At 62.4% G+C, this 12,678-nt stretch carries 6 protein-coding genes and 6 pseudogenes; 7 read left to right on the forward strand and 5 right to left on the reverse strand.

What is annotated here, in order from left to right:
* Positions 1-268, forward strand: a 268-nt coding sequence (locus IQK56_RS27385; protein WP_193901895.1) for an Lrp/AsnC family transcriptional regulator, incomplete at its 5' end; no start/stop codon positions are given.
* Positions 269-480: 212 nt separating this feature from the next.
* Here IQK56_RS27385 and IQK56_RS27390 read toward each other — a convergent pair.
* The 4 genes and pseudogenes from IQK56_RS27390 to IQK56_RS27405 all read right to left on the reverse strand — a co-directional run bounded on the left by IQK56_RS27390 (position 481) and on the right by IQK56_RS27405 (position 4,585).
* Positions 481-1,313, reverse strand: a pseudogene (locus IQK56_RS27390) (TIGR03915 family putative DNA repair protein).
* Positions 1,310-2,529 (reverse strand): annotated as a pseudogene (locus IQK56_RS27395) (putative DNA modification/repair radical SAM protein). The pseudogenes IQK56_RS27390 and IQK56_RS27395 overlap by 4 nt, the downstream one beginning before the upstream one ends.
* Before the next feature lie 116 nt (positions 2,530-2,645).
* Entirely contained in the window at positions 2,646-3,983 is a 1,338-nt protein-coding gene (locus IQK56_RS27400) for a lysine N(6)-hydroxylase/L-ornithine N(5)-oxygenase family protein (RefSeq protein ID WP_122308062.1), read from the reverse strand.
* A 119-nt stretch (positions 3,984-4,102) separates the two neighbouring features.
* Positions 4,103-4,585: a sigma-70 family RNA polymerase sigma factor gene (locus IQK56_RS27405; RefSeq protein WP_122308061.1), complete on the reverse strand. Its 483-nt coding sequence runs from the start codon at positions 4,583-4,585 to the stop codon at positions 4,103-4,105.
* Positions 4,586-4,846: 261 nt separating this feature from the next.
* On the opposite strand from IQK56_RS27405, the gene IQK56_RS27410 reads away from it, so the two are divergent.
* The 6 genes and pseudogenes from IQK56_RS27410 (at position 4,847) to IQK56_RS27435 (ending at position 12,381) form a co-directional block, all read left to right on the forward strand.
* A complete protein-coding gene (locus IQK56_RS27410; RefSeq protein ID WP_193864102.1) occupies positions 4,847-6,016 on the forward strand; it encodes an efflux RND transporter periplasmic adaptor subunit in 1,170 nt (389 codons plus the stop codon).
* Position 6,017: 1 nt separating this feature from the next.
* Positions 6,018-7,987: pseudogene (locus IQK56_RS27415) on the forward strand (MacB family efflux pump subunit).
* Positions 7,988-8,219: 232 nt separating this feature from the next.
* Positions 8,220-9,394: pseudogene (locus IQK56_RS27420) on the forward strand (efflux transporter outer membrane subunit).
* A 104-nt stretch (positions 9,395-9,498) separates the two neighbouring features.
* Complete coding sequence (locus tag IQK56_RS27425; protein ID WP_193864104.1) at positions 9,499-10,245, forward strand: alpha/beta fold hydrolase; 747 nt, start codon at positions 9,499-9,501, stop codon at positions 10,243-10,245.
* A gap of 80 nt (positions 10,246-10,325) precedes the next feature.
* A complete protein-coding gene (locus IQK56_RS27430; protein ID WP_099586592.1) occupies positions 10,326-11,189 on the forward strand; it encodes a LysR family transcriptional regulator in 864 nt (287 codons plus the stop codon).
* A gap of 92 nt (positions 11,190-11,281) precedes the next feature.
* Positions 11,282-12,381: pseudogene (locus tag IQK56_RS27435) on the forward strand (SMP-30/gluconolactonase/LRE family protein).
* Positions 12,382-12,528: 147 nt separating this feature from the next.
* Here IQK56_RS27435 and infA read toward each other — a convergent pair.
* Positions 12,529-12,678: pseudogene (infA, locus tag IQK56_RS27440) on the reverse strand (translation initiation factor IF-1); the annotation flags it as partial.

Genomic DNA, 12,678 nt, shown 5'->3' on the forward strand with positions numbered 1-12,678 from the left:
GTTGCTGGTGCTGGTGGCCTTGTCCAACCAAAGCGGGCGCTCGGCGCAAAAGGCCTTCGAAGCCTGCGTCAAGGCCTGTCCCCAGGTGTTCGAATGCCAACTGATCAGTGGGCCGTTTGACTACAGCCTGCGCATGCGTTGCCGGGATATGGAGCATTACCGGGTGTTGACGGAGACTTGGTTGAACAATGACGAGTTGCATATCGATAAGTTGGTGGCGCATCCGGAGTTGGCGGTGGTTAAAAACACCGCGACCGAACTGACCTGACCCCACTCCCCCAAACACCGGAGATCCCATGTGGGAGGGGGCTTGCCCCCGATGGCCATGGGTATCTACACAACTCTTAAAGACTTACACATAACTCTGTGGTGAGAGGGCTGTTGTGGTGAGCGGGCTTGCCCCGCGCTGGGCTGCGCAGCAGCCCATTTGCCATAGATTCAGCATCCACCGGAAGTTGTGTAGGTACCCATGCCCCACTTTCAACCGTGCCTGCTCGAAATCCGTTTTCCCGGCTTAGTGCCAACCAACTTCGCCTGCCCATCCTTCTGTTTGCCCGTACGCGCCTCGCTGATCAACCCCGGTATCAACTTGCCCTCGGGCAAATTCTTCCAGAACCGACTCGGCAAGTGCCCTTCCATCACCTTGGGATTCAACCGCGCCGGATTGAAAATGTGACTGTAGTAGGTCAGCCACATAGCGCTGTGCGGGTCTTCGACATTCTGCGCCAACTGCTGCCATGCCTCGGGGCACTCGCGCTGATGAATCAGCTGTTCACCGTCGTAATACACCCCATCCAGCGGCGTGGCGATCATCCATCGATGTCGCCCCATACGCCCGACAAAGTGCTGGCTGGCCGATTTCAAAATGTCGTGGGCCGGCTCATGCCAGGCCACATATTCCGGCAACTCAGGACCCGCCTCTGCAGGCAACGCAATGAACCGCACAAACGCATGCAGGTGGTGGGCTTCACGGCTGACCTGCTTGATGCGCCGCTGCAATTCGCTGCCCAGCTTGTCCCCCGCCAGCATCGCCGTGCGGTCGCCATGGCTGACGCGCCACAGCACTTCATACAACAGGCTCCAGCGCTGTCGCCGTGATAGCAGGCCGCTGACTCCAGCAGCTCGATCAGCGCCTTGGGAATGCGCGCCTGGTAAGGGCCGAGACCTTCAGGGATCGCTTCGTCAGTGGCAAACAGGTCCGCCACTTCGGCCTCGCCCCAGCTCACCTGGCTGGGGTCGACCTGATGGCTGAGCAACCAGCGGGCTTGCTCACGCCAGGTGCTGAACAGGTTGTCGCATTCCAGGCTGATCACCCCCACAACCCCATCTGTTGCGGTTGCGGGCGATCACGCAGTTGTTCGCGCAGCAGCACGCTGGTGCTGTCGGCCTGTTGCGGGTGGTAGTCGCTGGTGATGAAAAACGGCTTCGCCTTGGCCAGCACACAGCGCATGCGCGCCAGGTCTTCGAAGCGGATCTTGCGTTCGCGGCGCAGGTCCACCAGACGTTGAGTGGTGCGCAGGCCGATTCCGGGGATGCGTGCGATCAGGGTCGGTTCAGCGCGATTCAGGTCGAGGGGAAACACCTCGCGATGCTCCAGGGCCCAGGCCAGCTTGGGGTCGATATCCAGCGCCAGATGGCCGGGGCCTTCAAACAATTCATTGGCACTGAAGCCGTAGCTGCGCAGCAGGAAATCCGCCTGGTACAAACGGTGCTCACGCATCAAGGGCGGCGCGGCCAGGGGCACGCTTTTGGGGCTGTTGGGGATGGGGCTGAACGCCGAGTAATACACACGGCGCAACTTGAAGTTGCCATACAGCGCCTCGGCGCCGTGAAGGATGGTGCTGTCATCGGTGTCGTCGGCGCGACGATCATCTGCGTGCTCTGCCCGGCCGGGGCGAAACGCGGGGCGCGGGGTTCGTTGAGCACCGTCTGCTCGCCGGTGTAGATGGTCTGCATGGCCTGCTTGATCGTGACGATCTGTTTTTCCGGCGCCAGGGTGTTCAGGCTGGCCTCGGTGGGCAGTTCGATGTTCACGCTCAGCCGGTCGGCATAACGCCCGGCTTCGGCGATGAGCGCCGGGTCGGCGTCGGGGATGGTCTTGAGGTGGATATAGCCGCGAAAGTCATGCTCTTCGCGCAGCAGTTTCGCCACCCGCACCAGTTGCTCCATGGTGTAGTCGGACGAACGGATGATGCCGGAACTGAGGAACAGCCCGCTGACGCAATTGCGCTTGTAGAAATCCAGGGTCAGGGTGACCACCTCCTCCGGGCTGAAACGCGCACGGGGCACGTCGCTGGAGCGGCGATTGACGCAGTATTGGCAGTCGTAGAGACAGAAGTTGGTGAGCAGCACCTTGAGCAACGACACACAGCGGCCGTCGGGCGTATAGCTATGGCAGATGCCCATGCCATCGGTGGACCCCAGCCCCGCCTTGCCCTCCGAACTGCGCTTGGGCGCGCCACTGCTGGCGCACGAAGCGTCGTACTTGGCGGCGTCGGCGAGGATGCTGAGTTTTTCGATCAACTGCATGGAGGGCTACCGATACTGGTTTTTTGTACAGTATCAGAGAGCAGCTTCAAGCTACAAGGGGTGAGCTGCAAGCTTGCCGCTCACCCCTTGTAGCTTGCAGCTCGAACGGCAGTTCGTTAACTCGCAGTGGCCAGCAGCAGGTCCTGCACCGAACGCCCCTTGCCTCTGCTGCGGTCGTTTTCATACAGCGATGCGGCAATTTCATCGGCACGAATCGGCAGAATCGACAGCAACGTGTCGCTCAAACCATGGCTGGCCTGGCTGAAGCCCTGGATATAAATGCCAGCCTTGCAGCGCTCGTCGGTGACGATGCGGTAGTCGCGGGCCACTTCGAAATCGCCCATATACGCTTCCAGAGGCGCCAGCAATTCGCGGTGCATCTGGCGCTCGTAGCCGGTGGCCAACACCACGGCGTCGTAATGATTGACGGTGATGTCACCCGTGGCAGTGTTGCGCAGACTCAGCTCGACCCCCAGCGGACCGGCCAGCGCTTTTTCCACCACGGTCATGGTGCGGAAGGCATGGCGAGCGATGCCGGAGACTTTCTGGCGGTAGAGAATCCCGTAGATACGCTCGATCAGGTCCAGGTCGACCACCGAGTAGTTGGTGTTCTGGTACTCGGCGACAAGACGCTCGCGCTCGGCCCCCACTTGCTGGAACACCAGGTCGGTAAAGGCCGGCGAGAACACCTCGTTGACGAACGGGCTGTCATCGGCGGGCTTGAGCGCCGAACCGCGCAGGATCATGTCGACCTGCACCGACGGGTAGCTGTCATTGAGGTCGATAAAGGCTTCGGCCGCGCTCTGACCACCGCCGATGATCGCGATGCGCATCGCCTTGCTGTCCACACAGGGTTGTTGCGCCATGCGCGCCAGGTACTGGGAGTGATGGAATACGCGATGGTCATCCTTGAGCCCCTTGAACGCCTCCGGTACCCGTGGCGTACCGCCGGCGCTGACCACGACCGAGCGCGTGGTGCGCACATGCTGCTCGCCGTGGGCATCGCGGGAAATCACACGCAGTGCTTCAACCTGCTGCTGATGCAGGATCGGCTCGATCGCGAGCACTTCCTCGCCATAACGGCCCTGGCCCTGGAACTGCGCCGCGACCCAGCGCAGGTAGTCGTTGTACTCCATGCGGCACGGGTAAAAGGTGCCCAGGTTGATGAAGTCGACCAGGCGGTCGTGGGCCTTCAGGTAATTGACGAAGGAGTACGGGCTGGTGGGGTTGCGCAGGGTCACCAGGTCCTTGAGGAACGAAATCTGCAGTTCGCTCTGGGTTACCAGGGTATTGCCATGCCAGCGGTAGTCGGCCTGCTTGTCGAGGAACAGCGCGTCCAGTTTGCCCTGGGTTTTCTCCCGTTCCTGCAGGGCGATGGCCAGCGCCAGGTTCGATGGGCCGAAACCGATACCGATAAGGTCGTGAACCGCGGGCGAAGCAATTGCCTGTGTCATTCCAGTGTCCTCTGGATAAGCCCCTTGGCGGTGGGGCAGGAATACCTTCAAGACCTGCACAACAGGTCATGTGTTGATAGGAAACGAGGACCGTGAAATAAAATTTAACTGATCAGCGATCAGTGTGCTTCCCACTCGCGCATCCGCACCCGGCAGTGCTTCATGGCGTTGACGATATGTTTTTCCACCATGGCCCGGGAAATACCCAGGCGCTCGGCAATCTGCAGGTGGGTCATGCCGTCGAGCTTGCGCAGCAGGAAGCTGTCGCGACAGGCTTTCGGCAGCTCGGCCAGGGCACGCTCAAGCAGCTCCAGGCGCTGGTCCTGGTCGTGGCTGGCGTGGGGGGAACCGGGGGAAAACCGCTCTTCGCTGTCGAGTATTTCCAGCGGCTCGTACTGGCGCAGCACATTGCGCCGATGGCCGTCGATCACCAGGTTCAGCGCGGTGCGGTACAAAAACGCGCGGGGCTGGTCGATGGGGACAGCGCTGGAACGCTCAAGTACCCGAACGTAAGCGTCATGCACCACATCTTCGGCCACCTGACGGTTGCCCAGCTTGGCGTTGAGGAAACACACCAGCTCGCGATAGTAGTTTTCCAACATGACTCCCGACCGCCGCAGAGGGGCGATATCCGTTCCTTGAGTACCTGAAAAATGACAACCCACTGCGTAATGGCAGTTTGGGTGCGTGCAATTTATAGTAATTCTCATCTACTTTTAAACAAGTCTTGCGCCACCGGTCGTTTTTTTTACCCAGCGGACCTGTTACACGGTGTGTAACAGCCTAAATCCCCACGCGTTTCTCTCGTTTAACTGTCAGCTCTGCGCAACTGCGCTCCGAACTTTCCTGGCTGGAACCTAAGCATGAAACGCCCTCGACCTGCCCGACGCGCCCTGCTAGTTGTGGCGTGCCTGATTCCCGTCATCGCCGTCGCCGCCTGGCAGGTCCTGCCGCCCGGCCGTGACACCCTGACCACCGTCACCGTGACCCGTGGCAATATCGAAAACAGCGTGACGGCCCTGGGCACCTTGCAGCCGCGGCGTTACGTGGACGTGGGCGCCCAGGCGTCCGGGCAGATTCGCAAGATCCACGTTGAAGCCGGCGATCAGGTGCAGGAAGGCCAATTGCTGGTAGAGATCGATCCCTCGACGCAAAAAGCCAAGCTTGATGCCAGCCGCTACGCCATCGAAAACCTCAAGGCGCAGTTGCAGGAGCAGAAGGCCCTGCACGAACTGGCGCGCCAGAAGTACCAGCGCCAGCAGCGTCTGGTCGCGGGCAACGCCACCCGCGAGGAAGATGTGCAAACCGCCAAGGCCGAACTGAGCGCCACCCAGGCCCGCGTCGATATGTTCCAGGCGCAGATCCTCCAGGCCCAGGCCAGCCTGCGCAGTGATGAAGCGGAGCTGGGCTATACACGCATCTACGCGCCGATGACCGGTACGGTGGTCGCCGTCGACGCACGGGTCGGCCAGACCCTCAATGCCCAGCAGCAGACGCCGTTGATCCTGCGCATCGCCAAGTTGTCGCCGATGACCGTGTGGGCCGAAGTCTCGGAGGCCGACATCGGCCACGTCAAACCCGGCATGACGGCCTACTTCACCACCCTGAGCGGCGGCGACCGCCGCTGGGCCAGCACCGTGCGCCAGATCCTGCCGATCCCGCCCAAGCCGCTCAATGAAACCCAGGGCAGCGGCAGCCCCAACAGCTCCAGCAAAAGCGGCACCGGCCGCGTGGTGCTGTACACCGTACTGCTGGATGTGGACAACGGCGACAACGCATTGATGGCCGAAATGACCACCCAAGTATTTTTTGTCGCAGGCCAGGTCAAGGACGCCCTCACCGCGCCGGTTGCCGCCCTGCTGGGCACCAGCAGCGCCGATAAGCAGATCGCCCGCGTGGTGACGGAGAACGGCCGCGTCGAGGAACGCGAGGTGGAACTGGGCATCAGTGATCGCCTGCGGGTGCAAGTGCTCGGTGGCCTGAACGAAGGCGACCACCTGTTGATCGGCCCGGCCGCCGGCAGTGGGGGTTGAGTTGACCACGCCCCTGATCGAACTCAAGAACATCCGCAAATCCTACGGCGGTGGCGACAGCCCGCAGGTGGACGTGTTGCGCGGCATCGACCTGTCGATTCATGCCGGGGAATTCGTCGCCATCGTCGGCGCCTCCGGCTCCGGCAAGTCCACGCTGATGAACATCCTCGGCTGCCTCGATCGGCCCACGGTGGGGGACTACCTGTTCGCCGGCGAAAACGTCGCTCACCTGGACAGTGACGAGCTGGCCTGGCTGCGCCGCGAAGCCTTTGGTTTTGTGTTTCAGGGCTATCACTTGATCCCCTCGGGTTCGGCCCAGGAGAACGTCGAGATGCCGGCGATCTACGCCGGTATCAGCGCGGCCGAGCGCCACGCCCGAGCCAACGCGCTGCTGACCCGACTGGGCCTGGCCGAGCGTACCGGCAACCGTCCACACCAACTGTCCGGCGGTCAGCAGCAGCGGGTGTCCATCGCCCGCGCACTGATGAACGGCGGCCACATCATTCTTGCCGACGAACCCACCGGCGCCCTCGACAGCCATAGCGGCGCCGAGGTGATGACCCTGCTGGACGAGCTGGCCAGCCAGGGCCACGTGGTGATCCTGATCACCCACGACCGCGAAGTCGCAGCACGGGCCAACCGCATCATCGAGATTCGTGATGGCCTGATCATCAGCGACTCGGCCGACGACAATGCAACCGCCCCGCCCGCTGCCAACGGCGCCCTGCAAGCCGTGGACCTGCGTCAACGCCTGATCGACGCGCCGAGCATAACGGCGCGTGGAAAGCCGAAGTGCTGGACGCGGTGCAAGCCGCCTGGCGCGTGATGTGGATAAACCGTTTCCGCACCGCCCTGACCCTGCTGGGGATCATCATCGGCGTGGCATCCGTGGTGGTGATGCTCGCCGTCGGCGAAGGCAGCAAGCGCCAGGTCATGGCGCAGATGGGCGCGTTCGGCTCCAACATTCTCTATCTGAGCGGCGCGTCGCCCAACCCACGCGCGCCACTGGGCGTCGTCACCCTCAATGACGTCCAGGCACTGGCCGCGCTGCCCCAGGTCAAGCGCATCATGCCGGTCAATGGCAGCAAGGCGGGTGTGCGCTATGGCAACGTCGACTACATGGCGTATGTGGGCGGCAACGACACCAACTTTCCGGACATTTTCAACTGGCCGGTGGCCGAGGGCAGTTACTTCACCACCGCCGACGAGCGCAGCGGGGCCACCGTCGCGGTGATCGGCCACCGTATCCGCGAAAAGCTGTTCAAGGGCCAGGTCAATCCGATCGGGCAATACATCCTGATTGAGAATGTACCGTTCCAAGTGATCGGCGTGCTGGCGGAAAAAGGCGCCGCCTCCGGTGACAAGGACAGTGACGACCGTATCGCCATCCCCTACACCGCCGCCAGCGTGCGTTTGTTTGGCAGCTACGACCCCGAGTACGTAGTGATCGCCGCCGCCGATGCGGGCAGGGTCCACGAAGCCGAAATGGCCATCAACCAACTGATGCAAAAGCTGCACAACGGCAAACACGACTACGAGTTGACCAACAACGCCGCAATGATCCAGGCCGAGGCCCGTACCCAGAACACCCTGTCGCTGATGCTTGGCTCGATTGCCGCGATTTCCTTGCTGGTGGGCGGCATCGGCGTGATGAACATCATGCTGATGACCGTGCGCGAGCGCACCCGCGAGATCGGCATCCGCATGGCCACCGGTGCACGCCAACGCGACATCCTGCGTCAGTTCCTGACCGAGGCGGTGATGCTTTCGGTGGTCGGTGGCCTGTGCGGCATTGCCCTGGCGCTGCTGGTGGGCGGCGTATTGGTGCTGGCCAAGGTGGCGGTGCAATTTTCCCTGGTGGCGGTGCTGGGCGCATTTGGTTGTGCGCTGGTCACCGGCGTCGTATTCGGCTTTATGCCGGCCCGTAAAGCTGCCCGGCTCGATCCGGTTAAGGCGTTGACCAGTGAGTAAACGATCCACCCCCTTGCGACTTTCCCTGCTCAGCCTGTGCCTGCTGCTCAATGCCTGCGCCGGCGATCCGCCCACCATGGACAGCGGTATTGCGCCGCCGGCCGCCTGGCAATTCGCCGAGCGCGACGCGGCCCAGGCCACCAACCAGCGCTGGTGGACGCACTTCAACAGCCCGCAGTTGAACCGGCTGGTCGAACAGGCCCGACGTGACAGTGTCGACGTGGCCGCCGCCATGGCCCGCGTGCGCCAGGCCCAGGCCAGTGCGGTGATCGCCGGGGCGCCGCTGTTGCCCGAGGTGAAATTCGACCTCACCACCAGCCATCAGAAATTGCTGCACGGCCAGGGCGGACCGGACCTGGACGCTTCGCCGAGCGAAGATGCGGTGGACAATTTCGGCGCCAGCCTGACGGCCAGTTATGAAGTGGACTTCTGGGGCGGACGTGCTGCCGCCGCGACAGCGCGTTGCAGGGACTGCGGGCCAGCGAATTCGACCAGGCCACCGTGGAACTGACCTTGCTCAGCAACGTGGCCGACCGCTACGCGCAAACCCTGGCCGCGCGCCAGCGCCAGCAGATCGCCGAGCTGAACCTGGCCAATGCCCGCAACGTGCTCGACCTGGTGCAGACCCGCTATGACGCAGGCTCCGCCACGGCACTGGAACTGGCCCAACAGAAAAGCCTGGTTGCCAGCCAGCGGCGCCAACTGCCGTTGATTCAGCAACTGGCCGAAGACGCCCAGATCACCCTCGCGGCCCTTCTCGGCCAACCGGTTCAAAACCTGGACCTGGGTGCAGAGCCCTTCCAGGCCATGACGTGGCCAACCATCGGCGCCGGCATGCCCAGCCAGTTGCTCAGCCGTCGACCCGATATTGCCAAGGCCGAGGCCGAGCTGGCAGCCGCGCAGGCAAATGTCACCGTGGCCCGAGCGGCGATGCTGCCAGCCCTGACCCTCGGCGCCACACTCGGCTCCGACGCCTACAAGGCCTTGGACATCCTGCGCAGCCCCTACTACACGCTGACGGCCGGCCTGGTGGGACCGATCTTCAACAACGGACGTTTAAGCGCCGAACGCGACAAGGCCCGAGCGCGCCAGGATGAGCTGCTGTACGCCTACCGCGGTGCGATCATCAACGGTTTTGCCGATGTGGAAAAAGGTCTCAGCAGCATCACGCGCCTGGACCAGCAACGCCAGTGGCAAAGCGAAGAACTGCAGCAGGCCCAGACCGCCTTTCAAATCGCTGAAAGCCGCTACCAGGCAGGCGCCGAGGACTTGCTCACGGTACTCGAAACCCAACGCACGCTGTACGCCGCCCAGGATCTGAACGTGCAACTGCGCCTGGCGCGCCTGCAGGCCAGCATTGCGTTGTACAAGGCACTCGGTGGCGGTTGGAAAACCGATATCCGATAAACAAAACTCCAGTTTCCTACGCAATCCACCTTCTCGCCTTACATTCTTCGAACCAAGGTCCTTGGTAAAAAAGCCGTTATCACACGGCTGACCAGGACCTCTTGATGACGATTGCAAAACACCTCGCGTGTGGCTGTCTCTGCTTGACGGTAAACATTGGCCATAGCGCATCACTGATCCAACCCACCGCCATCGATTGGCTGCTGGACTGCCCCCTCCCCGCCCTCGAACGACTGGACCCCGAGGTGGTGTCACGCACCCAGTGCGGCGTCGTGACCGTACCGCGCAACTACGCCGCGCCTCGGCAAGGCACCCTGCGCCTCTACCTGACCCGCGTCGGCGCCCGCGAGCCGTTGAGCCGCGAGGGTGTGGTGTTCACCCAGGCCGGCGAGACCGCGCCAGACAACCAGGGCACCTTCGTGATTCACCTGGCCGCCCGCTGGGAATCCTATGCCACACAAGCGTATCGCAAGCTGGTCAATCGTTATGACGTCATCGAGCTCAGCCCTCGCGATCTCAGCCAACAGAACGGTGTAGAACACGCCGCACGGGACATGGAGTTCGTACGGGCCCAACTGGGGGACGCACAACTGCTCTATCTGGGTAACGCCGATGGCACGCGGTTGGGCAGCCGTTACGGTGCGCTGTATCCAGAACGCGTCGCACGCATGGTGCTGCTCAACGCTGAACACAGCACGACAGATGCATCCCAGGTCGAACAATTGCGCCTCAAGGATCCCGCAAGACCGGACGCCGGCGGCTGCATCAACCGCTGGGTGGGCGACTTCCTGGCTTATGGCAGACAGCCGCCACGGTCAACTCGCTGCCTTGACCCAGACAGTTGGGAGTAGCGCCCCGATAGCGTCGCCTCCCAATCCCCGCTCCTGCGTGATCAGTTCTACAATGCCCCCATTCATCCCCAGGGGTCTTCATGGACATCGAACTGGCACGCACCTTTCTCGAAATCACCCGATGCGGCAGCCTGGCGGCGGCCGCTGAGAAACTCCACGTCACCCAGACCGCCATCACTGCACGGGTCAAAAGCCTGGAAAGCCAACTGGGCAGTACGCTGTTCATCCGCAACCGCGCCGGCGCACGCCTGACTGCCGACGGCGAAGCCTTTGTGGTGTACGCCAACCAGTTGCTGCAAACCTGGGAAGCCGCAAGGCGTGACCTGCCGTTGCCCGATGGCTATCGCAATGTGCTGCACATCGGCGGTGAGGTCAGCCTGTGCAACCCATTGATGCTCGGTTGGGCCAAGGCGCTGCGCGAACACATTCCCGGCCACGCGCTGCGCACCGAAGTGCGTGAAGGCGACTACCTGTTGCGCCAGCTGGAACTGGGCGTGCTCGACGCGGCGCTGGTGTTCCAGCCGCAATACTGGCCGGGGTTGCAGGTGGAACAGGTGCTGGAAGAAAAACTGATCCTGGTGCAATTGGTCAGCAAGCCGGCGCCGTACGTCTACATCGACTGGGGCCCGGGCTTTCGCCAGCAACACGACGCCGCCCTGCCCGACAAGGCCCGTGCTGCGGTGAGCTTCAACCTGGGGCCATTGGCCTTGCAGTACATCCTCGAAAATGGCGGCGCCGGCTATTTTCGCACACGGGTGGTGCAGAGCTACCTGGACAGCGGTGTGATGCAGCGTGTGTCCAAGGCGCCGGAGTTCAGCTTCCCGACCTTCCTGGTGTATTCAAGGGCGCGGGATTCGGCGGTGTTGCAGCAGGCATTGGCGTTGCTGCGCGATGTGGTCAAGGCCGAAGGTGACTGGTCCCAACGCTGGGATCCACTGATGTGAAACGGGCAGTGAACTAGCGCAATCCCGAAGGCGGGCTAAGCTCAGGCACCACCCCAAAACGCTATGAGCCCCCACGACAATCAGGAATCGTCATGAGTACCCGTCCAAAAAAACTGCGCCATCTGCTGTTTGTGTTGCTGCTGGCGGTGGTTGCCTTTTTGCTGCTGATGCCGACCAAGGTACAACCGGTGAACTGGGCGCCGCCCAAAGCGCCATCGATGAAAGATGGCCCTTTCGCCGAAAACCAGCGCCTCAAGGCCGTGCAAACCATCGGCGCCCAAGACATCGCCGGGCCGGAGGCATTGCTGTTGGATGCCCAGGGTTTTCTCATCAGTGGCCTGCACGACGGGCGCATCATCCGCACTTCCCCCGACAGCCGCAGCCTGGAAGTGCTGGGCAATACTGGCGGCGCCCGCTGGGCCTGGCGCTGCACCCGGATGGGCGCTTGATCATTGCCGATGGCGTGAAGGGTCTGCTCGCGCTGGATGCACACCGTCAACTTACCGCCCTGAGCACCGGCGTCAATGGCACACCCTTCGGCTTTACCAATGACGTCATCGTGGACGCCAGTGGCCGCTATGCCTATTTCAGCGACGCGTCGAGCCGCTGGGGGTATGGCCAGGATGGCGAAGCCGTGATCGAGCATGGCGGTGATGGTCGGCTGCTGCGTTACGACTTCAGCGCCGGCAGCACCGAGGTGTTGCTCGACCACCTGCAATTCGCCAACGGCGTCGCCCTGGGCCCGGACGAACGCTACGTACTGGTGAATGAAACCGGCGCCTATCGCATCAGCCGTTACTGGCTCACCGGCGAACGCGCCGGCAGCCACGACCTGTTTATCGACAACCTGCCCGGCCTGCCGGACAACCTGAGCTTCAACGGCCAGGACCGCTTCTGGGTGGCGCTCTACTCACCGCGCAATCCATTGCTGGACAGCTTTGCCGGCTACCCGCTGCTGCGCAAAGTGATGGTGCGTGCACTGATGGTCGTGCCCAAGCCCATCGAGCGCAAAGCCTTTGTGCTGGGGTTGGATACCAACGGCAAGGTCATCGCCAATCTGCAGGATGGCAGCGCGGGCAACTACTCACCGATTACCACGGCGCGGGAGTATGGCGACTGGTTGTACCTGGGTTCGTTGAAGAGCACGAGCATGGCGCGCTTGCCGTTGCAACTGGCGTTGGTGCCGGAGTGAAGGACGGGCAGCCTGAGCTCTATCTGAAGCATGGAGATCCAATGTGGGAGGGGGCAAGCCCCCTCCCACATTGTTTTGTGGTGCTGGATAAATGGCACGCACACACAAAAACGCCCCGGCATAACGGCGTTTGTTGATGATGCTTGCTTAGCGAGCGCGGTAAGTGATGCGCCCTTTGCTCAAGTCATAGGGCGTCAGCTCGACGCGCACTTTGTCACCGGTAAGAATACGAATGATAGTTCTTGTCGCATCTTGCCGGAGATATGCGCGGTTACGACGTGCCCATTTTCCAACTCC

The organism is Pseudomonas cyclaminis, assembly GCF_015163715.1.
GTDB lineage: Bacteria > Pseudomonadota > Gammaproteobacteria > Pseudomonadales > Pseudomonadaceae > Aquipseudomonas > Aquipseudomonas cyclaminis.